General features: G+C 69.3%; 17 protein-coding genes, 3 pseudogenes and 1 CRISPR repeat array. Of the genes and pseudogenes, 17 read left to right on the top strand and 3 right to left on the bottom strand.

Going from position 1 to position 21,516, the window contains the following annotated elements:
- Positions 1-2: 2 nt before the first annotated feature.
- The 7 genes from K4G22_RS11440 (at position 3) to K4G22_RS11410 (ending at position 7,032) form a co-directional block, all read left to right on the top strand.
- A complete protein-coding gene (locus tag K4G22_RS11440; RefSeq protein ID WP_228079834.1) occupies positions 3-1,415 on the top strand; it encodes a hypothetical protein in 1,413 nt (470 codons plus the stop codon).
- Positions 1,412-2,902 carry a hypothetical protein gene (locus K4G22_RS11435; RefSeq protein ID WP_228079833.1) on the top strand — a complete coding sequence of 497 codons (1,491 nt, stop codon included), beginning with the start codon at positions 1,412-1,414 and terminating at the stop codon, positions 2,900-2,902. The genes K4G22_RS11440 and K4G22_RS11435 overlap by 4 nt, the downstream gene beginning before the upstream one ends.
- Positions 2,903-3,790: 888 nt before the next feature.
- Positions 3,791-4,276, top strand: coding sequence for a hypothetical protein (locus K4G22_RS11430; RefSeq protein WP_228079831.1), 486 nt, complete (start codon positions 3,791-3,793; stop codon positions 4,274-4,276).
- A gap of 5 nt (positions 4,277-4,281) precedes the next feature.
- On the top strand, positions 4,282-4,518 hold the full coding sequence (locus K4G22_RS11425) for a hypothetical protein (protein WP_228079829.1): 237 nt from the start codon (positions 4,282-4,284) through the stop codon (positions 4,516-4,518).
- On the top strand, positions 4,511-5,470 hold the full coding sequence (locus K4G22_RS11420) for a type IV secretory system conjugative DNA transfer family protein (protein ID WP_228079827.1): 960 nt from the start codon (positions 4,511-4,513) through the stop codon (positions 5,468-5,470). The genes K4G22_RS11425 and K4G22_RS11420 overlap by 8 nt, the downstream gene beginning before the upstream one ends.
- On the top strand, positions 5,467-6,015 hold the full coding sequence (locus K4G22_RS11415; protein ID WP_265590223.1) for a TraM recognition domain-containing protein: 549 nt from the start codon (positions 5,467-5,469) through the stop codon (positions 6,013-6,015). The genes K4G22_RS11420 and K4G22_RS11415 overlap by 4 nt, the downstream gene beginning before the upstream one ends.
- Before the next feature lie 231 nt (positions 6,016-6,246).
- Entirely contained in the window at positions 6,247-7,032 is a 786-nt protein-coding gene (locus K4G22_RS11410) for a GNAT family N-acetyltransferase (protein WP_228079825.1), read from the top strand.
- 8 nt (positions 7,033-7,040) lie between these two features.
- Here K4G22_RS11410 and K4G22_RS11405 read toward each other — a convergent pair.
- Positions 7,041-7,181: pseudogene (locus K4G22_RS11405) on the bottom strand (ATP-binding protein); the annotation flags it as partial.
- A 163-nt stretch (positions 7,182-7,344) separates the two neighbouring features.
- Between K4G22_RS11405 and K4G22_RS11400 the strand changes: the two are divergent.
- Positions 7,345-7,614, top strand: coding sequence for a hypothetical protein (locus tag K4G22_RS11400; protein WP_228079823.1), 270 nt, complete (start codon positions 7,345-7,347; stop codon positions 7,612-7,614).
- 845 nt (positions 7,615-8,459) lie between these two features.
- Here the strand turns inward: K4G22_RS11400 and K4G22_RS11395 are convergent.
- Positions 8,460-9,107, bottom strand: a pseudogene (locus K4G22_RS11395) (ATP-binding protein); the annotation flags it as partial.
- Positions 9,080-9,598 (bottom strand): annotated as a pseudogene (locus K4G22_RS11390) (IS21 family transposase); the annotation flags it as partial. The pseudogenes K4G22_RS11390 and K4G22_RS11395, both read right to left, overlap by 28 nt.
- 146 nt (positions 9,599-9,744) lie before the next feature.
- Between K4G22_RS11390 and K4G22_RS11385 the strand changes: the two are divergent.
- From K4G22_RS11385 to cas2e, 9 genes are all read left to right on the top strand, one after another.
- Positions 9,745-10,236 (top strand): hypothetical protein, encoded by a 492-nt coding sequence (locus tag K4G22_RS11385; protein WP_228079819.1) that lies wholly within the window; start codon positions 9,745-9,747, stop codon positions 10,234-10,236.
- 119 nt (positions 10,237-10,355) lie between these two features.
- A CRISPR array of direct repeats spans positions 10,356-11,177; the repeat unit is 29 nt; unit sequence CGGAACACCTCCGCTCGCGCGGAGAGCAC.
- A 469-nt stretch (positions 11,178-11,646) separates the two neighbouring features.
- Positions 11,647-14,535, top strand: a complete 2,889-nt coding sequence (gene cas3, locus K4G22_RS11380) for a CRISPR-associated helicase Cas3' (protein WP_228079817.1) — start codon at positions 11,647-11,649, stop codon at positions 14,533-14,535.
- A gap of 79 nt (positions 14,536-14,614) precedes the next feature.
- Positions 14,615-16,219 carry a type I-E CRISPR-associated protein Cse1/CasA gene (casA, locus tag K4G22_RS11375; protein WP_228079815.1) on the top strand — a complete coding sequence of 535 codons (1,605 nt, stop codon included), beginning with the start codon at positions 14,615-14,617 and terminating at the stop codon, positions 16,217-16,219.
- Positions 16,220-16,274: 55 nt separating this feature from the next.
- Complete coding sequence (gene casB, locus K4G22_RS11370; RefSeq protein ID WP_228079813.1) at positions 16,275-17,057, top strand: type I-E CRISPR-associated protein Cse2/CasB; 783 nt, start codon at positions 16,275-16,277, stop codon at positions 17,055-17,057.
- 72 nt (positions 17,058-17,129) lie between these two features.
- A complete protein-coding gene (cas7e, locus tag K4G22_RS11365; protein WP_228079811.1) occupies positions 17,130-18,368 on the top strand; it encodes a type I-E CRISPR-associated protein Cas7/Cse4/CasC in 1,239 nt (412 codons plus the stop codon).
- Positions 18,365-19,222, top strand: a complete 858-nt coding sequence (gene cas5e / locus K4G22_RS11360; protein ID WP_228079809.1) for a type I-E CRISPR-associated protein Cas5/CasD — start codon at positions 18,365-18,367, stop codon at positions 19,220-19,222. Before cas7e ends, cas5e begins: the two co-directional genes overlap by 4 nt.
- Positions 19,219-19,893: a type I-E CRISPR-associated protein Cas6/Cse3/CasE gene (gene cas6e / locus K4G22_RS11355; protein WP_228079807.1), complete on the top strand. Its 675-nt coding sequence runs from the start codon at positions 19,219-19,221 to the stop codon at positions 19,891-19,893. The genes cas5e and cas6e overlap by 4 nt, the downstream gene beginning before the upstream one ends.
- 59 nt (positions 19,894-19,952) lie before the next feature.
- A complete protein-coding gene (gene cas1e / locus K4G22_RS11350) occupies positions 19,953-20,903 on the top strand; it encodes a type I-E CRISPR-associated endonuclease Cas1e (RefSeq protein ID WP_228084048.1) in 951 nt (316 codons plus the stop codon).
- Entirely contained in the window at positions 20,891-21,202 is a 312-nt protein-coding gene (gene cas2e / locus K4G22_RS11345; RefSeq protein WP_228079805.1) for a type I-E CRISPR-associated endoribonuclease Cas2e, read from the top strand. The genes cas1e and cas2e overlap by 13 nt, the downstream gene beginning before the upstream one ends.
- Positions 21,203-21,516: the final 314 nt, after the last annotated feature.

Raw genomic sequence — 21,516 nt, 5'->3', positions numbered from 1 at the left:
ACATGGCTGACGAGAACGAGTGCGCGGACGCGGCCCTGGGGGAGCGGGTCTGTTCGGTGCTGAACGACATCCCGGGCGTCAGCCAGGTCTACCGCTACCTGGGCGATGTGCAGCGGGAGAAGGTCGAGGCGGTGGCGAGCGCGCTCGGCGACCTGGTTCCCGACAGCTTCATCGAGGAGTGGGTGCGGGGCATGGCCGAGTCCACGGTCAGCCTTCTCTCCTTCATCCAGCAGTTGGGGGAACGGGTCACCAGGCCGGCCTTCGATCAGGACTGGTGGGCCTCGCAGTACGCCACAAGCTTCGGTCTCTCCCTGCTCCTGCTGGGCTTCCTGCTGGTGTGGATCACGGGCAGGTTCGCGGCCTCCGGTTCCTCGTTCACGGCTATGGATCTGCTGCGGCAGTCCGGTTGGCGGCTCGTCTTCGTCGTTCCACTGATCTCGCTGGGGCCGCTGCTCCTGCTCGAACTGCAAGTGGCCAGCGCGGAGTTGGCCCGCTCCTTCGCCGACGAGGGGACGGAGCACGCCGCCAGCGCCGTGGAACGCCTGATGGATCTGATCGTGGAGAAGGCCGGCGACTGGGGGGTGTTCGGGGGAACGGTGCTGGCGCTGCTGCTGTTCCTGTGCATCCTCTGCCTGGGCCTGGTGACGCTGATCGAGATGACCGTCGCCCAGTGGGGCCTTCACCTGGCCGGCCTGCTCGTGCCCCTGGTTCTGGTCGCCTGGGTCTATCCACCGTGGTCCGGCGCGCTCAGGCGGCTGGCCGGGCTGATCGGCGGCCTGATGTTGCTGCCCGCGTTCATCTACTTCTTCTTCCACACCTTCTGGTCGGCCCTCGACTCGATGCTGGGGGACCACCCGGACGATGACGGGCTGACCGTCCTGCTCTTCCTGCTGGTCGGGCTGCTGATGATCGACGCCTTCCCGATGGTGGCGATGTGGCTGATGTCCCTGGCCATGCCGTCCGGGGCCGGAATGGACCCGGACCTGCGTGGGACGGTCTCGCATCCGTCGGGCGGGGAGATGGTCGCCGGCGCCGCAGAGCGATTCGAGGAGCGCGCCAGCCGGATCGGCGGCTCCGGGATCGCCGCGGAGCCGGGCGGAGGGTCCGACGACGACGGACAGGAGAACTCGTCCGGAGCGAGCGAGGCGGCTGCGGCTGCTGGGGCTGCCGCCGGCGGAGGTGTGGGCGCGGCGGTCTCCGTGGCGAAGCAGGCGAACGACGGCGATGACGGCGACGATGGGAACAACGGGGCGGATCCAGGGGGGAGTTCGAGCGGTCCGAGCCCTGGTGCTGTCGACCCGGGACGTCCCGGGATCCCCATGGATTCCGGCGGCGCACGCGACGAGGACATGCCCGCAGACCAGGACGACGCTTCCGGTTCCCGTGTCGACGCCGACCGACGGGACCAGACATGAGCGCGGGCGAGCGGACCTATGTATTGGGCGGCGAGACCCGCCGCCGTTCCCTCTTCGGCGCGGTGACGCCGCTCCAACTGGGCTGCCTCGGCTGCTACCTGCTGGTCTGGGTGATGCTGCTGGTGGCTACCCAGTCGGTCATCGTGCTGGTCCTGGGCCTGCTGGGTGCCGGCATCGGGCTGCTGCTGGCCCGGCGCCGTACGGGGGAGGGGGACTCGTGGCTGGCCGCGGCGCTCGACCGGGGTCACTGGCGGTTGGCGACGGGCGGGGGACAACGCCCCGACTATCAAGCGGAGTTGGGGCTGCCTCCCGAGGTGGGCGAGGTACGGGTGATGTCCTACACCCCGCCGGGGGCGCCCGACTCGCCGATGGCGTTGCTGCACCACAGGGACCACCGTCACCGTTCCTGGGCCACGGGTCATCTCTCCGCGACCTTCGAGATCGCGGGCGGGGGTGACGGGCTGCTGCCCATCCGGGCGGTGAACACGACGGGCTACCTCTTCGAAAGGCTGCTGGGCGGGCTCGCCGGCGCGAACCTGCCTGTCGACCAACTTGACCTGTGCACACGGGTGTTGCCCGTCCACCCCGACACCTACCGCGCACATATGGCCGGGCTGCTCGCACCTGATATTCCGCCCCGGCTGCGCGCGTCGATGCGGCAGCTCGCCGGCTACGCGGCCGGCAACACGGAGGAGTACCGCAGCTTCGCCACCGTTCGCGTGCCGCTGGCCCAGCTGGGGCAACGCATCGCCCAGCCAGCGGACCTGGAGGCGCTGTGCGCGGAGACGTTCGCCGTGCTCGGCGATGTCGTCGGCCGGGTCAGCCGCGCCGGCCACCCGTTGCGCGCGGTGCTGGGGCCGCGCCGGCTGGGCGCGCTGATCCGCCACCTCCACGACCCGGACCGGGACATCGACGCGTTGGACGGGATCGAGTCGTTCGCCCACGGCTGGCGGCACGCACGCGTCCCTGGCCGCGACCATGTCCGAACGGAGGGCCTGTCGAGGCCCTGGTACCACGCGATCGGCTCCGTTCCCCGGGATGCCTGGCCGCTCCAACCCGTCACCGCGAGGTGGATGGAGCACCTGGTCACCGGCATCCATCCGGCGACCATCCGCACCGTCCAGGCGCAGTGGCGGTTGGTGCCCAAGGTCCCGGCACGTGAGCGCGCCCGACTCGCGCTGACCTACGACACCGCCGACCGTCACGGGGAGCGGCGCCGAGGCCAGGTCTCCACGGGGGAGAGCGAAGCGTCGATGTCCTCCGCCCGCCGGGTCCTGGACGATCTGCTCACCCCCGTGGTCGGCGGCGTCCACCCCGCGCTGCGCATCCACGTATCGGCGCCCAGCGCACCGGAGTTGGCCGCCGCGCGGGTCCGGGTCACGGGGGCGGCCGAAGCCGCCGGCGTCACCCGCGTGCGCTGGCACCACCACCGCCACCACCAGGCCCTCCTCCTCGCACTCCCGATGGCCCGAGGGATCACCACATGACCGCCGTCGAGCAACGCCCCGAGACCGAAAAGCCGGCTGTGTGCGGGCCACGTCGGCGCGGTCGGCTGGGCGAGTTCCTGGGGCGCAACGAGCTGTCGACGGAGACGATCTTCACCTCCACCCGGCAGGCGGCGGCGCTCAACCCGGCCGTGGTCGCCACCCACCCGGCGCTGGCCGGCCCGATCACCGGAATCGACCTGGCCACCGGTCAGCCGATCACCACCGACCCGCACGCCCTCTATGACCAGGGGCGGATCACCAGCCCCAACGTCCTGGTGCTGGGCGACATCTCCTCGGGCAAGTCCTCGCTGGTCAAGACGCAGTACTGCGTGCGACAGGTCGCCTGCGGCAAACAGGTCGTGGTCCTGGACCGGAAGAACCAGCAGGGCCGAGGCGAGTACGAACGGGCCGCTGCCGAGTGCGGCGTCACCCCCGTCCGCTTCGCCCGCAGCGGCGGCACCGCGATCAACCTGCTCGACCCCCGGATCTCCACCACCTCCGAATCCGGCGGCGACGGACGCGTCGGCCAGGACCGCCTCCTGTTGATGGTCGCCGAGCACGCGCACGAACGAACGCTGTCCTCGCGCCAGCGCTACGCCCTGCGGACCGCCCACCGCACAGCCCTGGACCGGGCTCGCTCGGACGGGCGCGTGGCCACCCTCCACGATGTGGTCGCCGCGCTCTACGATCCGGCATCGGACGCCGTGCCTCGTCCGCACCTGGAAGCTGAGGGAATCATCACCCGCCGGTCGGTCATCGAATGGGGATTGGACCTGGCGCTCGACCTCGAACGGTTTATCAGCGGCGACCTGTCCGGGCTGATCGACCGCGCCACCAGCGAGGAACCTGGACCTGACCGCGCCGCTGATCGTCTTCGACACCTCGGCGTTGCCGGAGGACTCTCCCGCCCTGTCGCTGGTCATGGCGCTGGTCGCGACGTTCCTCTCGGCGGTGTGGGCCCACCGGGAGGGCCAGCGACTGATCATCTTGGAGGAGGGTTACCACACCGCCAGGCTCGACAAGGTGGCTTCCGTGCTGCGCTCACTGGCCAAACGCGGCCGAGGCATCGGGCTGGCGTTCATCACCGTCGTCCACCACCTCAGCGACATCCGCCCGGACTCCGACGCCATGCCCCTGATCCGAGAGGCCGGCGTCGTGCACGTCTACCGCCAGTCCCGCGAGGACGACGCCGAACAGGTCGTGCGCCAGTTCCGTCTGCCGGCCACCCTCAACGGTCAACTCGCCAGCCTCGCACAGGGAGTTCACGTGCTGCGGATCGGACACGAACCGGCTCGGATGGTGCAACACCTGCGCACCCCGTTGGAGATCGAGATCACCGACACCGACCAGGCCATGTCGGCGCGGGCGCGGTGAACACCGTGCCCATCCCGCTCGGCGTCCTGCTCTTGGCCTTCGCCGGGCTCTTCGTGCTCGCCTTCCTCCGCGGCTACCTCACCCGCCGATCCGGAGCCGGCTCCCAACCAGCCACCCCACACGCCGGATTCGCCACCCCGCAGCAACTCCGTGACGGTCTCTCCGAAGCCGCGGTCCGCCGCGCCGGTGCACAAGTCCGTCCTGGGCTGGTCTCGTTGCCGAAGGAGTCGATCGGTGGTTGATCAACCGGTCACCGCATACGGGTACTTCCTCGGGCACGCCGTCCGCCCGGCCTGCGGCCGGATGCCGTTGTATTCGCCCTATGACCAGGCCCTCCGCGTCATCGGCCCGATGGGCTCGGGCAAGACATTCCGCTTCCTCGCCCGCCTGCTCCGCGATGTGCCGGGACCCGCGCTGGCCACCTCCACCAAGCCCGACCTCATCGAACTCACCCTCGGCGCCAGACAACGCCGAGGCCCCGTCGTCACCCTCGATCCACAGGAACTCGTGCCGGGCCAGGAGCCGTTGCACTGGTCACCGATCCACGGCGCGGCCGACACCGTCACCGCCGAACTGCGGGGCCGCGCCTTCATCGCCGGCGCGCGGAGTCGTAGCTCGGGCGGCCAGGACGAGGCAGCCGCCCACTATCGTCAGCTCGCCGGCACCTGGCTCTCCTGCCTCCTCCACGCCGCCGCGCTCGACGGGGCCTTGCTGCGGGACGTCCTGCGCTGGGCCAAACGCCCCGAAGACCCCGCACCCCGCCAGATCCTCCAGCACCACCCCGGCGCCGGCCCCGAGTGGGCCGAGAACCTGCTCGACGCCACCACCGGCGACGACCGCGCCATCGGCAACACCCGCTCCACCCTCGCCAACGCCCTCGCCGCCTTCGCCCACCAACCCGTCATCGACGCCGTCGACGTCCCACCCGAACGCGCCACGCACATCGAGGAGTTACTGGACGCGGCCGGCACGTTGTACCTGCTCGGCAAGGACAGCGAACACTCCAGCATCTCCCCACTGGTCACCGCCACCACCGAGGACGTGTTGGACCGCGCCGAACAGCTGGCCGTTACCAAACCCCACCGCCGCCTCGACCCCCCCCTTGTAGCCGCCCTGGACGAGGCCCCCAACATCGCCCGCTACCCTCCCTCCGCCAACGCGTCGCCGACGGGCGAGGACGCGGACTGTGTGTGATCTACCTCGTCCAGTCCTGGGCCTCAGCCGAAAGCCGATTCGGGCGCGCCGTCGCCAAGGAACTCGCCGCCATCACCAACAACACCCTGGTTCTCGGCGGCTCCCACGACGTCTCCCTCCTGCGCGATCTCCAAGAACTGTGCGGCACGGCCGAGGTGTTCAAGACCTCAACCACCCTCACCCGTGACGCACGCGGCGGACCACCAGGCAGCAGCCGCGCCGTCAGCCAGGACCGCGAACCCGTCCTCCGCGCCCATGAGATCAGTCGCCTGGAAACCACCACCGGCCAGGCCCTGCTCCTCGCGGGCAACCTCCCACCGGTCCTCGTCGAACTCCCCCCACTCACCGAACACCCGGACTGGCCCACCATCCAGCAGGAGATCCACACCATCCGCACCCACGCCGACACCACCCGCGCCGCGGCCCTCGCCGAACCGAACGAACCTGCCGACCCGCCCCCGAACCCCTGGGACGTGCTCTCCGCGCGAGCGGAGGTGGACTGCTGGGCACGGTCAGGAGGCGCTCGCCGCCGGTGGCTTCGTTGATCTCCAAGGACGGCGTTTGTCGACGTTTTCCGGAGGCAGTTGGTGATCAACCGGCTCTGGAAAATGGATGAGAAATGACGGCACTGCGTGGATGCGAACGCGGGGACGGTCAGCCACCCGCAGGGCGGCTGACCGTGGAGGCAGGTAGCGGCAGTGAGAGAGTGCAGCCCTTGATGTTCGTGCGGTTTCGAACGGCGTTTGGTCACTTGACCAGGTCCGTACGGTGTTCGAGTGAAGGCCACTCTGATCACCGAACTCCGCAGCGCATATGACGCCCAACTCCGTGGTGTCACCCCGCCTGGCGGTAGCGCCCGCATCGAAAAGGACGGCCCATTGACCCGTGTCGTCGGTTGGCATCGTGGCTTCGTCACGGGCCCACACGACCTCGGTGTGTACGGGGAAGAGCTCGACACGCTCATAGCACGGCAGCGTGACTTCTACGCTGCCCGTGGCGAGGCGGTCGAATGGAAGACCCGCGCCCATGATCTGCCCGCCGACCTCACCGACCGACTCACGGCGGCCGGCTTCGTCGCCGAGGACAGCGAGACCGTGCTCATCGGGCAATCCGCAGCCCTTGCCGCCGAACCCGTCCTGCCCGACGGCGTGACCCTCCGCCGTGTCACCGCCAGATCAGACCTCCACCGCATCGTCGCCATGGAGAGCACCGTCTGGGGCGAAAACCGGAGTTGGCTCGCCGACGACCTGACCGCCCGGATCGAAAACGCCCCAGAGAACACCATCGTCCTCGTCGCCGAGGCACGCACCGAAGTCGTCTGCGCCGCCTGGCTGGTATTCAAGGACGGCGTCGACTTCGGCGGGCTCTGGGGCGGCTCAACGCTCAAGGAATGGCGTCGGCAGGGCATCTACCGGGCCATGGTCGCCCACCGAGCCCAACTCGCTGCTGCCCGCGACGTCCCCTACATCTACGTCGACGCCTCAGCCGACAGCGCCCCGATCCTCACCCGCCTGGGCCTACACACAGTCACAAGAACGACACCGTATGTCTGGTCGCCCTGAGCTCGGCCGGCCTTCGCCGGCTCCTCGGCCCGTGCCCGGGTGCTGGCGAGGCGGTAGGAGTCAGTGCCGGTCTCGATGATGGTGCCGTTGAACGCCAGCCGGCCGACGATGGCCGCGCAGAGGCGGGGATCGTTGAAGGTCTGCTTCCACTCATCTGGGGCTGGCACTTGTTCCCTCACACGAGTTGTCGCTGTCACCTGGTCGTATCCGTCTCCAGGGGTCCTCGTTGGTTCTCGCGGTAGCACCCCGGTTTCCGAGGTGCTGCCTTGACCGTTCAGCTGCGAGGAAGGTGTGCCGGTGGCGGAGGCGAGAATGCAGGTCATTGCGAGCGGGGCCGTCGAGGGGCCGCTGAGTTCGGATCCGTGGCAGTTCCAAGCCATATGTGTCGACGCGTTTGTCGCCTCGTGGCAGGCCCGCGGGTTCAGCCCGGTGACCGTCGACAACGACATCGGGCTGTTGGAGCGGACGCTCACGGCTCTGGGCTGGCCCGCGGGGGAGGTGACGCCTGACGACATCGACCGTGTCGTCGGCGATCTCGCGGTGCAGGGCCGCAAGACGTCGACCCGGCGCGAGTTTGTGTAGATCTTCAAGGGCTTCCACCGGTTCCTGCAGGCCCGCAAGTCGGCTGAGATCGAGGCCGTCGTCGCCTTCGACGCCTCCCGTAAGCGTTCCTGGCCAAGTTGCCCAGGGCCCGCAAGCGGCGGCTGACCGTGCTGCGGCAGTTCTTCCGCCTCGCCCGTGCTCAGCGCATCGTGCTGGTTGATCCGACCCGGAACCTGACCGCGAGGCGCTCGAACGGCTTCCGCGGCAGAACCCTCGCCCTCGACTAACAGCGCGATTTTTTTCTGGCGCTGGACAACCGACGAGCGCGTGCACCCGCACGAGGCACTCGTGGGCATGCTCGCCCTGCTGCACGGCGCCGAAGTCCGGCCTCAACTGCCTATCTTTCCCACGTCCTTGACGAGCGACAGCGCTGGAGGATCATACAGAATTACGGCATGACCGCCTTCTTCTGCATGAACTGTCAGCAGCGACTCAGCCCTGACCTCCGAGAACTGCCGATGCCGCCGGCGTCCACAGAGGAAGCCCCGGGACGCAGGTTCCTGCCACCGCTGATGCCACGGGGGTCGTATGCGGCCAGCCCTCACACCGGCGTGCTCGTCCTCAACCCCGACGACATCTCGGGAGTGGCCAGACACCCTGACCATGGGCGCCTCAACGGATGCTGCGGACTCGACGGCCTGGACGGCCCCAACCTCGTCTGCGATGCCTGCGGAGCCGAGCTTGCCACCCAGCAATCGGACTGCTGGTCTCAGCAACTGATCGCACTGATACCCAACGCCGTGACCGCAACCGTATCGCCCTCCGGTTGAACCCGTGAAGTTTCGACAGCACCTCGCGCGGGTTCGCCGGAACATGTGCGCTTTGCCAAAGGACTCGTTCGAGGCGATGGCGACGCGGTTCTTCTCCTCGCGTTCCGTCAGCGCCTGGAAGAGGAGTTCGGCGCCGCGGCGGTCAAGTTCCATGTAGCCGAGTTCGTCGATGCAGAGGAGGTCGACGCGGCCGTAACGGGCGATGGTCTTGTTCAGCTGCTTCTCGTCGGCGGCCTCGACCAGCTCGTTCACCAGTTTCGTGGCGAGGGTGTAGCGGACACGGTAGCCCTTCATCGCGGCCTCGGTCCCCAGCGCGATGAGCATGTGGGACTTGCCGGTGCCGGAGTCACCGATCAGGCAGAGCGGCTGGCTCTTCTTGATCCATTCGCAGCTGGCCAGGGTGTGGATCGTCGCCGCGTCGATGTTGAGGTTGGCGTCGAAGTCGAAGGTCCGAAGCGACTTCTCCCTCGGGAAGCCGGCGGCCTTGATCCGCCGCTCCGAACGGCGGCGGGCCCGGTCGTCGCACTCGGCCATCAGCAGCTCTGCGAGGGAGCCCAGGTAGCTCATCTGGTCCTTCAGCGCCCGCTCGGCGATGTCGGAGAACCCATTGCGGATCGACGGCAGCCGCAGCAGCCGACAGGCGCTGTCGATGGCGGCGTCGGCGGCCTGCTCGGTCAAGCCTCGCTGGCGGGGCAGGGTGATCGTTGGGCTTCTCCCTCACGGTGGTCACCGCCGCTGGTGCGGCGGCGTCGGAGCAATTGGTCATAGAGGGTCACCGAAGGCAGCGGCCTGGTGTCCGGAGGAAGGTGAGCGAGCCGCCATTCGTGCAGGGACGTCACCGTCGCAGACGGCTTGCCGGAAACCGGCTGGCCAACCGCAGGGGTGGGTTCCGTCTCCGCCTGGGCGGCCTTGCGTGCCTCCAGAGCGACGGCGTCTGCGGTCATGGCACCGGCCCGCAGGGCCGCGGCCAGGCCGGCGACAACATGCTCGTGGGGCAGGTGACGCCCCAGCAGGAGGACCTCGATCAGTGCCCGGGTGCCGTCCCGCTCGCCATGGATCTTGCGGGCCTGGTCCCACCAACCGTCGTGGACCGGGGTGAACCTGCCTGCCGAGCGGGCTTGTTCGAGAGCGGTAGAGCCAGGGAAGGCGCCAGGCTTGCGGACCAGGACTTCCAGGTAGTGGTCCAGGTCCAGGCGTGGCTTTGTCCACGAGAACGGACAGCGAATGTTCACCGCTTCGGGAGGCAGCTGACCCAGGCTCTGTTCGATATTTGTGATGCGGGACGAGCTGCTCCGATGGTCCGACCGTAGCGACTGGGCCGCGAAGCTAGGCTTCGGCCATGCCCCCTCAGAAGCCGTCCGCAAAACACGCCGGCGACCAGTTGTCGATAGTTGATGGCTTGATCCTTCGGCCCTTCCCTGACGAGGAGGGCCGACCGGAAGCGAACGGGCAGTGGGGCGGGCCCGGCTTCCACCTGGCGGTGCTCCGTGAGAGCCAGGACTTCTGGGAAGACCGGAGCACCGAGATCGTCGCCGCGGCCGAAGAGGAGCTGGCGGCCGACCTTGCCGCGCTGGCTGTCGTTCTCACTGGACGCTGGGGTGCCCCAGAGACTGTCGACTTGCGGCCCTATCTCGGGCTTGACGACCCGGGCTACCCCGACAACGAGGCGCCCGAGCCGTTGAGCTACTTGTGCAACGTCGCCGTGGACATGCAGGTCTGGCGGGTGCCGTCTACTGGCCGTTGGCTCGGCCTCACTATCGGCCAGGGGGACCGAGAACTCCCCTTCGAGCTTCTTGCCGCCGTCGGTCACAGTTCCGCGTTTCCAAGGTGAGCAGAGAGAAGCGGCGCCTCCGGCATGCCCCAGGCTACTGACCGTTCGAAGCGCTCGCGCCTCCCGAAGTGGTGAACATCCGCTGTCCGTTCTCGTGGACAAAGCTAACTGCTGATCGTCGGAACACCTCCGCTCGCGCGGAGAGCGCCCACGTCGCCGCCGGGTCGCTGGCGGCGGCCTCGGAACACATCCGCTCGCGCGGAGAGCACGCCGGCACGCGGCCTTCCGCAGGGTTCCTGAGCGGAACACCTCCGCTCGCGCGGAGAGCACCCGTCTCCCCTGACCTCTCCCCTACCGTCTCCCGGAACACCTCCGCTCGCGCGGAGAGCACCTCCCCAGCGGCCTGCTGCGTCGACTCGGCCTCGGAACACCTCCGCTCGCGCGGAGAGCACGGCGCCGGCCGCTGAGCAACGCCACCAGGCCGTGGAACACCTCCGCTCGCGCGGAGAGCACCGATGCAGTGGGACATCCCCAGCGTGGAGCTGCGGAACACCTCCGCTCGCGCGGAGAGCACCGGGCCGAGGCGCCAGGAAGGGGGTGGAGCATCGGAACACCTCCGCTCGCGCGGAGAGCACACCTACGCCAACGTCGAGCAGCAGGCGATCAACGGAACACCTCCGCTCGCGCGGAGAGCACGTGGCGACAAGGCGAAGTATCAGGCGCTCCACCGGAACACCTCCGCTCGCGCGGAGAGCACGTGCGCTGCTCGGCGCGGGCCATGCCGGTGGACGGAACACCTCCGCTCGCGCGGAGAGCACTGCGCCAAGTCGTCGGCGGCGGTGATCTGGTCCGGAACACCTCCGCTCGCGCGGAGAGCACGCCTCCGGGTCGGCGGTCGCGCACGCGGCCGACGGAACACCTCCGCTCGCGCGGAGAGCACGTCGCCCTCACCACCGGAGTCTGGCCGTGAACCGGAACACCTCCGCTCGCGCGGAGAGCACCCTTTTTGACCTGTGGCGTTAGGGGCGGTTTGCCATTCCTTTGCCATTGGCGAGCGCAGGCCCCAGGCCGGTCCTGTTTTCCATGCCCGCAAGTCTAGGGCCGCCCGCTGCGCCGTGCCGGGCTCCGAAGTGTGGACGCCGGCGTTGTCGGCGAGGCGCGTCGCGCACAGGGGCTATAGAGCAACGACCGTGCGATAGAGGCGTTTTCCGGACGGCGGCGGCAGGAGGCGACTTTCCCTGGCGTTTGTCTCGAAAGCGACGGCGGTGAAGATCGTCCGTAGCGCTCGTTGATGGCGCTGCGGGCGCTTCACCGCTGGTTACGGCGAGTGTGCATGATCATTCAGGCGGTAATGCCCGCATGGCGGTCTTTCCACGTATGGCCGGAAGTTGGTCGCTGCCGGGCGCCCGTCGGCGTCCGGAACCCGCTTCGGAGGGTCCGACTGTCAGTGGCGCTTGCTTCGATACCCACGTGACTGAAGAGCGACTCAGAGTGGCGACGTGCACGGCCCTGGACACCCGGCAGTGGGGTAAGGAGCACGGGCTGGACCGGCCGTACCCGGTGGTGTGTCACCTGCTGGACACGGGGGCGGTGTACCGCGTGCTGTGGGACACGGTGTTGGGCGAGACCATGCGGGCCCGTATCGCCGTGGCGCTCGGTCTCACGGTCGAGGCGGCGCGCGAAGTCACGGCGTTCTGGGCGGCCTTGCACGACCTGGGGAAGATCACCCCGCCGTTCCAGGCGCAGGTCGAGGCCGCGTTCGCACGGTTGAGTGGCGAGCCAGCGTACCGATTCAGTCAAGGGGCCGAGAAGCAGCGCGAGTTCCGGCACGAGATGGCCACCCACAGGGCGCTGGTCGGTCTGCTGGCCGAGATTGGCTATCCGGATCACGCCATGAGTCGCAGGTCCGTTGCTCACCAGGTGGCTCAGCTTCTCGGCGGTCACCACGGGCATTTCGGCGGCGTGCTCAAGCGGAGGGATCTGCTGCTGGACAGCCAGTGCCAACCGGCGTTGGGCGAGGAGGGTTGGGGCGAGCAACGGCGCGTCCATCTGCACGAGGTGCGGCGGGTCCTCGGGGCCGACGGCGTCCCCAAGGCTGGGCTTCCGGCCGAGTTGGCCGTCGTCGTCGCCGGACTCGTGGTCGTGTCCGACTGGCTGGCCAGCCAGACGTCGAGCGTCCGTGCGCTTCTCCCCCCACCCGACTGGGCCGGCACCCCGGAGCAGTTGGACGCGTACTTCGCGCGGGCCGTTCTCCAAGCCGAGGACGCCGTCGGCAGAAGTCGCCTGGGCCGAGCGCGTTTCGACGAGCGAAGCTTCGACGCGATCTTTCCCTTCTCTCCGAATCCTCTCCAGCGGGACATCGTCGAGCAGTTGCCGGCGCTGGTCGAGGAACGGGGGCCGGGGCTCGTTCTGGTGACCGCGCCCACCGGCGACGGGAAGACGGAGGCCGCTCTGTTCGCCGCGTCCGTCCTGGGACGCGCGGCGGACGCCCGGGGCCTCTACTTCGCGCTCCCCACGATGGCGACGGCCGACGGGATGTTCCCTCGCGTGCGGAAGTACGCCAAGGCCGCGCTGTCGGGCGAACGCGCGCTCACCCTCCTCCACTCCATGGCGTGGCTCAGCCCCGTCTACACCGACAGTCCCGCCGACGAGCCGGATGGCCCCGAAGCTCCCTCCGAGTTGGCGGAGGTCAGCGCGGCGCGGACCACGGTCATCGAGTCCGACGGTTGGTTGCGCGGCGCCAAGCGGCCGATGCTGGCTTCTCTCGGCGCCGGGACCATCGACCAGGCGCTGGCCGCGATGCTGCCCGTCAAGCACAACGCGCTCCGGCTCTTCGGGCTGTCGGAGAAGGTCTTCATCGTTGACGAGGCCCACGCCTACGGGCCATGGATGCAGCAGCATCTGGTGCGTCTTCTCGAATGGCTCGGAGCGATGAGGACGCCGGTGGTGCTTCTCTCGGCGACACTCACCGGGCAGGCCGCCGGCTCCCTGGTGGAGGCCTACCGCCGGGGCGCAGGCTTCACCGAACCGCTGGAGTTCGATCCCTGTTACCCGGGCTGGCTGTTCGCGGACGTGCGAACGGGTCAGGTAACCAAGCCACGCCCCACGGGCACGCTGCGTGGACGGACCCTCGACGTCGATCTCCGGATGGTCGCCTGGGACGTAAGGGAGCCGCATCTGAACCCCACCCGGAAGGGAGGACGTCGAGCGATCCTTCGCGAGGTACTCGCCCCGATCCCGGCTGAGGGCGGCACCGCGCTGGTCTGCTGCACGACCGTCGCCGAAGCGCAGCAGACATACCGCGACCTGTGCGGGGCGTTTCCCGAACTGGCGGACCGGGACGGCGGTATCCGACTGCTGCACTCCCGCTTCCCCGCCCGCGAGCGCCAACGGATCAGCGAGGCGTGCGAAGCGGCCTATGGCAAGCCGCACTCCGACCAGGACGCCCAGTCGCTTGAAGCCCGGCCGGGGTCGATTCTGGTGGCCACACAGGTCGTCGAGCAGTCACTCGATCTGGACTTCGACCTCGTCGTCAGTGACCTGGCGCCGTTGGCCCAACTTCTGCAACGCGCCGGCCGCTGCTGCCGCCACGCCCGGGGGCGGTCCGGCCGGCCCACGTGGCTCGCCGACGAGGATCGCCCACCCCTGGTGGTCTTGGCCCCGGCGGGCAGCGCCAGCGCCTCGGGACTCCCCGGCGCGATGACCGCGGTCTACGACCCGAGCCTGCTGGTCCGCACCGTGACCTTGCTCGGCCAACTCCCCGAAGGCGAGATCACCGTCCCCGACGACGTCCAGCACCTCATCGACGAGGTCTACGCGGAGGACTTCGCGCACGGGCTGGACGAGGCGGCGCTGCGCCAGCTCAAAGGGATGGATCTCGACCGGAGCGCCCGCGAGATGGTCGAGAAGAGCATGGCCACCACGGTCGACGTGGTCTCGCCCGACGGCGTGAACGGCGATCTCGGCAGGCTGAGTAAACGGGACGTCGGCGTCACGGAGGACCTCCTGACAACCCGCCTCGGCGCGGACACCGGCCGGATGCTCTGCCTCTACGAGCAGTCGCCGGACCACTTCACCCTGGACAGGGAAGGGGCTGTCCCCCTGCCACGCGACTGGGACAAGCAGCCGTCGCGCGACTCGGTGCGTCAGCTCATGCAGTTCGTGACCCCGGTCCCGGGCAAGTGGGCACGCGAGGCGGGCGGCCTCAAGATACGGCCCGCGAGCTGGGAGAAGCAGACGCTGCTACGGCAGTTGGTACTGCTTCCCATGACGTCGCCCGCCGGTGGCGGCGCCTGGAGCCTTGAGGTCGGGAGCGGCGTTCTCTCCAGCTCTCACGTCGGGCTTGAGCTGAGTGGTTGAGTGACGGCCCCGTGTTTACGCACCCGCCGTTGCCCGTCGTCGGAGTTCTGGAACCCGCCATCCTCATGAGGAGAAAACGATGTCCCCGGGCGGATGCTGCCTGCTCAACACCTCCTGGATTCCCGTGCGTTGGATCCCACCCGCAGAGGACTCCGCGACAGAGGACCTACCGGAACAGGTCGGCTTCGCCGAGCTGTTGCGCCGTGCCCACGAGATCGCCGGGTTGGCCGTGGTGGACCCGCCGGCGCACTCCGCGCTGTTGCGCGTGCTGTACGCGCTGACCGTGCGCGTCACCGGCCTGGACAGGGTGGGCACATCCGAGGACGACTGGGCCGATCGGCGTCAACAGGTATGGGAGGACGGTCGGCTGCCGGTCGACGGGATCGCGGAGTACGCCGACCGTTACGTGCACCGCTTCCGCGTGTTCGACCCCGAGGGGGGACGCCCGTGGATGCAGGACCCGAGGCTGGAGAAGCAGTGCGACCCGGCCAAGACCGCCGGGGTCAACAAGCTGGTAGTGACGCGGCCAGCGGGCAACAACCACGCCTGGTTCCGCCACAATTCGGACGCGAGGCCGGACCTGCCGACGGTTTCGGAGGCCGTTCTCAACCTGCTGGTGTGGCACTACTGGGGGCCCTCCGGGCGGTGCTCCGCCCGCGAGGTGGACGGGGAGAAGACCGCCAGCGGGACAGCTGGCCCGCTTCGGACCGCCCTGTCATACCACCCGGAGGGCGAGACGCTCTTCGAGACGTTGCTGGCCGGCCTTGTGCCGCCCGATCCACGCGACCGGCTCGATGAGGACCACTGCCCCTGGGAGTTGGCGGAGCTGCCCGACCCCGCCGCGGTGCCGAGGGAGCCGGTAGGGCCTTGCTCCCGGCTGACCGGCCGCTCCCAACACGCGCTCCTGCTCGTACCGGACGACGACTCGCGCGACAGCCACGGCACGCCGACCCTGGTGCGCGACGCGTACATCACCTGGGGAAACCGGGCGGGACGCATGGCCAGGGACGACGACTTCCTGATCTGGCAGATCAGTCAGCAGGGGAACCGCTACCCGCGCCCAGCGGACTCGCGGCGCGCGCTCTGGCGGGACCTGGACGCGTTGCTGCTCGCTGAGCCGGGGGGTTCCGCTCAGGCCGCGCGGCCGAAGGTGTTCGCCTCGGCCGCCGAGATGCCCGAGGAGGTCAAACTCCGGGTGCGCGCCCTGGGATTCGAACAGGACGGGCAGGCCAAGGACACGCAGTTCGTCGACGGCTCCACGCCGCCGGTTCTCGGATTCGTGGAGGAGCGGGTCCCGCGGATCGCTTACCCCGTTGCAGAGCTGAAGAGGTTGGGCGAACGTTACGGCTTCCGTCTGGTCAGGACGCTGAAGCGGGCCTGGGGAACATACATGGGCGATCCCAAGAGCGACGCGAGTGCGTGGACGACGCCCGCCGCCGCCCGGTACTGGCCCGGAGCGGAGGACCAGTTCTGGGCGGTCTTCCGGGAGTTGAGCCGCGATCCCGAACGGATCGACCCGGGCTTCGACTTCGAGGAAGCCCGTAGAGCCTTTCTCCGTCTCGCGGAGAACGCCTACGACGAGGTCACGCGCAGCATCACCGGGAGCCAACGAGGAGCCAAGGCTGTGTTCGAGGCACGCGTCGGCCTACGGCGGCCTCCCGGGAAAAGCCAGACGCAGAGCTGACAGCTGACAAGAGCTCAGCGGAACCAACAAGACCAAGAAGGAGGGGAAACAGACCATGATCACCACCGAGTCGCCGAAGCCCGACCGGGCGGCCAAGCACCGTCAGAAGCTCGTCGAGTACGTGACCTGGATCGACCGGACCTGTTCCGAGAACCCGGGCGCCCGTGTCGCACTCCGAGCCGGTCTTCGGCAGAACATCAACAACCGCAGCACCTTCGCGATGAACCGCTACATCGCCCCATGGCTGCCGGAGAACGCCTCCGACGCCACCCAGCGGGCCTACTTCACCGTCGCCGCGTTGATCGCCTCCCGCCCCCGGGCCGCCGAGAACGAGGACGACGAAGACGAGAACGAGGACGGGGCGCCGGACGGAGCGAGTGCCGAGCGTTCGGACAACGGCGTCCAGCGCCCCGAGAGCGGCCCCGACTCCACCGACGCCCCCGCCGGCGACGAGGCCGAGCCCGCCGTGCCGGCCGAGGCCCCCGAGCGCTGGGGGCCCAGCCTGGGCAGCGCCTTCGCCGAGGCCGTGGCGGAAGCCCCCGGCAGGGACCGGGAGATGAGGGAGAGCGCGGCGGAGAGTCGGTTGAACATGCTCACCCGACAGGGCGCAAGCGGCATTCACCGGAGCCTGCCCGCGTCCGTCCTCTATCTCCGTCAGCTCGACGTTCCCGTCGACTGGGCGCAGCTTCTGGCCGACCTCATCGCCTGGCCGGACCACTCCGGGCGAATCGCCCGGCGCTGGCTCCAGGACTACTACCGCCGTCGTCACCGCGACGCGAACCAGGCCGGCGGAGACGAGGGCTCCACCCCTGACTCCACCGAGGAGTCCCCGGAATAGCCCGGCCCGACGGCGGCCCTCACCCGCGCTAGGCGCCCGCCTTCCAGACCTTTCGAAGCCATCAACAGCAGCATGGAGAAGACCGTGTCCGCAACACCTCGTCCCGCTCGCTTCATCGACATCCACGTGCTCCAGTCGGTCCCCTTCGCCAACCTGAACAGGGACGACACGAATTCGGTGAAGACCGTCCAGTACGGCAACGCCCAGCGCACACGGGTGAGTAGCCAGTCCTGGAAGCGTGCGGCGCGGGAGAAGTTCCAGGAGGAGATCGGCGAACGAGCCCTCCGCACGCGCCGGATCGGCGAGCGCGTCACGCGCGAGCTGGCGGAGACGCGCGGCTGGCCGCTGCCTCTCGCGGAACGCGGCGGCGCCCATGTGGCCGCCGGCAGCAGCATCAAGTTCGAGCTGGCGAAGGAGAAGCAGAAGGAAGGCGCCGAGGGCGGCGCCGCGAAGAAGGACGCCAAGGTGGTCGTCCCCAACAAGGTGTTCACCAACGCGCTGGTGTACGTCCCGGAGACCGCCGTGCGCGAGCTGGCGGACATCGCCGAGGAACACCGCGAGAAGCTGGAGTCCGCCAAGGACATCAAGAAGCCCGCCGACAAGAGCGTGCTGCCCCAGCCGACGATCGACGGTGTGCTGAAGGCGCGCAACGGCGTGATCAACCTCTTCGGCCGCATGCTCGCCGAGGTCGACGACGCCGGCGTGGACGGCGCCGTCCAGGTCGCACACGCGATGACCACCCACGAGACCGACGTGGAGTTCGACTACTTCTCGGCCGTGGACGACATCAGCCAGGAGTGGAACGACGCCACCGGCAGCGGTCACATGGGGCACGGCCAGTACAGCGCCGGCACGTTCTACCGCTTCGCCACCATCGACCTGGAGGAGCTGGCGGGCAACCTCGGTGACGACCCCGCGAGCGTGCGTGAGCTGACCGGCGCCTTCCTCGCGACGTTCGTCGAGTCGTTGCCCGGCGCCAAGAAGAACTCCACCGCCCCGTACACCCCTCCCGGGCTCATCCATCTCGCCGTCCGCGCCGACCGCCCGCTCTCCTTCGCCGCCGCCTTCGAGAAGCCGGTGACGTCCTCGCGCGGTGAGGGCTTCGAGGAGCCCTCCGTCGCCCGGCTGACGGCGTACGCGGCGCAGGCCAACAAGATGTTGGGAAGCCGGCGACTGCTGGCCTCCGGCTGGACCAGCATCGGGCACGAGGACGCCCAGCACGTGGGGGACCGGTACGACGGCATCGAGGAGCTGGTCGAGGCCACGCTGCGCGGCGCCCTGGGCGAGAAGACCGGTGAGGTCTCCTCGTGACCAGCTCGAAAGCCGAAGGCCGGCCGGGTCTGCTGCTGCGGTTGGCCGGTCCGCTCCAGTCCTGGGGCGAGAAGAGCCACTTCACGGATCGGGACACCGCGCGTTTTCCGACCCGTTCGGGCGTCATCGGGATGCTCGCCGCCGCCCTCGGCCGCAAGCGCGGCGAGCCGCTGGACGACCTGACGGCCCTCTCGCTGACCGTGCGCGAGGACCGGCCGGGCGTCATGATGACCGACCTGCACACGGTGGGCGGCGGCCTGCCGAACCGCGACACCGTCACCACCGCCGAGGGCAAGAAGCGCGGTGGGGCGACCGCCACCCTGCTCAGCCGGCGCGCGTACCTCGCCGACGCGGTGTTCACCGCCGCGCTGACGAGCACTCCCGGCGGGCCGGACGCGGAGGCCCTGAGCCGGTACGCCGAGGCGCTCCGCGAGCCGCGTTGGCCGTTCTACCTCGGTCGGCGCTCCTGCCCGCCCGAGGGTCCTGTGTTGCTGGCGCAGAGCGAGCGCCCGCTGGAGGAGCTGGTCAGGCTGCCCGTCTCGGCCGAACGTGTCAGGGGCGCGGGGCCGTTGAACCTCGTCTTCCTCTCCGACCAGCCCCTGGACGTGCTGCCGGTACCCGACGAGTGGGCGTCATCTCCGGCCGACGAATCCGCGCGGCCGACCAGCACGATCAACGACGACCCCCGTTCCTTTCACCCGAAACGGCGGACCTACCGGGTGCGTCCGCTCTACCGCCGCACCGTCGCCGTTCCCGAGGAAAGGTTCGCCGGGCTGGGCGCCCCCTACCTCGTCGTGTTGGAGAAGCACCTGGCGGAGTATCGGGCGCCGTCCGAGGAAGGGGTGACCCCGTGACCGTCTGGCTCAGCCGACTCACGCTCAATCCGCGTTCCCGCGCGGTCCGAGCCGACCTGGGGAGCAGCAAAGCGGCGATCAACCTGCATCGACGCGTGATGTCCCTCTTCCCGGAGACCGAGGGCGACGACGCGCGCGCCCAGTTCGGCGTGCTGTTCCGCGTCGAGGACACACCCCAGGGGTACGCCGTCCTGGTCCAGAGCGCCCACGAGCCCGATCCCGCCCGCCTGCCCGAGGGCTACGGCGCGCTGCGGAGCAGGCCCCTCGACCCGCTGCTCGACGCGCTCAAGCCGGGGCGCCGGATTCGCTACCGCTGCGTGGCCAACGCCGTGCGCCGCCCCGGGGCGACCACCCGCGAGCTGTATCAGCTGAAGGCGGTCGTGCCGCTGAGCGGGCGGGTCGCCGACGAGTGGTGGCAACGAAAGGCGACCGCCGCCGGCCTGGACGTCGAAAGCGTGCTCTCCCACCCGGTCGACACGGTGCGCGGCCCGCGCGGCACCTCGGGCGAGGCGGCGAAGCAGCACATGCGGCACCACCGCACCCAGTTCGACGGGATCGCGACGATCACGGACGCGGACCAGCTGCGGAAACGGATCATCGCGGGCCTTGGCCGCGCAAAGTCCTACGGCTGTGGGCTGTTGACGATCGCACCGGCCGGGGGCGCGTCATGACGGTCGCGCCGCAGACCCCCGGCCAGGCACGGCGCCGACTGGCCGCGCCCACGGTCGCGATGCTGCCGCGCATCGCCGACTCCCTGTCGTTCCTGTACCTCGACGTCGTCCGTGTGCAGCAGGACGACACCGGCGTCTGCGCGGAGATCACCAGCGAACGCCACGGCACCGAGACCGTCTACCTGCCCACGGCCGCGCTGAGTTGCGTGCTGCTCGGCCCCGGGACGTCCATCACCGCCCGGGCCCTGTCCACCCTGGCTCGCCACGGGACCACGGTTCTGGTCGTGGGCTCCGGCGGCGTCCGCTGTTACGCGGCGACGCTGCCGGACTCCCTCACCACCAGTTGGTTGGAGCGCCAGGTCCGAGCCTGGGCGGACGACGGACAACGCCTGGGTGTCGCGCGGGCGATGTACGAGAAGCGGTTCGGGAGCGGAACGGTCCCGGCCGACGCCTCGCTCTTCCAACTGCGCGGCTTCGAGGGCGCGCGGGTCAAGGCGCACTACCAACTCCTCGCGAAGCAGTACAAGATCGGCCGTTTCCGCCGCAACTACGACCCGGAGTCCTGGGAGGACCAGGACCCGGTGAACCTCGCGCTCTCGGCAGCCAACACCTGCCTGTACGGGATCGTTCACGCGGCCATCGTCGCCCTGGGCTGCTCCCCGGCGCTCGGCTATGTCCACAGCGGCAACCAGCAGGCGTTCGTGTACGACGTCGCCGACCTGTACAAGGCGCAGCTCACGATCCCACTGGCGTTCTCGCTCCACGCCTCCACCAACCCGGAGGCCCAGGCCCGCCGTTCGTTCCGGGACGGACTGCGGCTGTTCAAGCTGCTGCCGCGCATCGTCGCCGACATCCAACAACTGCTGGACCCGGCGGGCGATTACGAGATCGAGGACCCCGACGAGCAGCTCGTCGACCTCTGGGATCCCATCGCCGGCGCCATCCCCGGCGGGGTCAACCACGGGGGCGGAGACATGAGAGACGAGAGGCCGCACCCATGGCATCCATGATCATGATCTCGGCGACGGCGGTCCCCGACCACCTCCGGGGCGCCCTCAGCCGCTGGCTGCTGGAAGTCACCCCACAGCTCTACGTCGGCACCGTCTCGGCCCGCGTCCGCGACGAACTGTGGACCTCGGTCTCCGCCAGCATCGCCGACGGCCTGGCCGTCCTGGCCTACCCCGACGCCAACGAACAGGGCTTCTCCCTCCGCACGGCGGGAACGCGTCGCCGACACCCGCTGGACTTCGACGGGTTGACGCTGATCGGCTTCCGGAAGGAGAGTCAAGAATCGATGAAGCCGCTCTAACGCCGCAGGTCAGAAAGTTTCCTCTCCGCACACGCGGAGGTGTTCCGGCGACATAGGTCTCGTGCGGTGCTGCCGCCGGGCCCTCTCCGCACACGCGGAGGTGTTCCGAACTTCACGAGTTGCGCGGCCGGGGCGGGTTGGTCTTCTCCGCACGCGCGGAGGCGCCCCGTCCTGTAGTCCGCTGTGGGACATGGAGACAAGCCTCCCGCGATGTCCACGTCACCCTTCGGTGACTCATTGATAGATCACATGAGCATGGGGTAACTTCGCGGTGGTCGAACGTTCGTGGGGGTGGGGTTTGGTGGGGCGTCCGT

The sequence above is a fragment of the Streptomyces profundus genome, from assembly GCF_020740535.1.
In the GTDB taxonomy this organism is placed as follows: Bacteria; Actinomycetota; Actinomycetes; order Streptomycetales; family Streptomycetaceae; genus Streptomyces; species Streptomyces profundus.
This window is presented reverse-complemented; position numbering and strand designations above follow the sequence as displayed.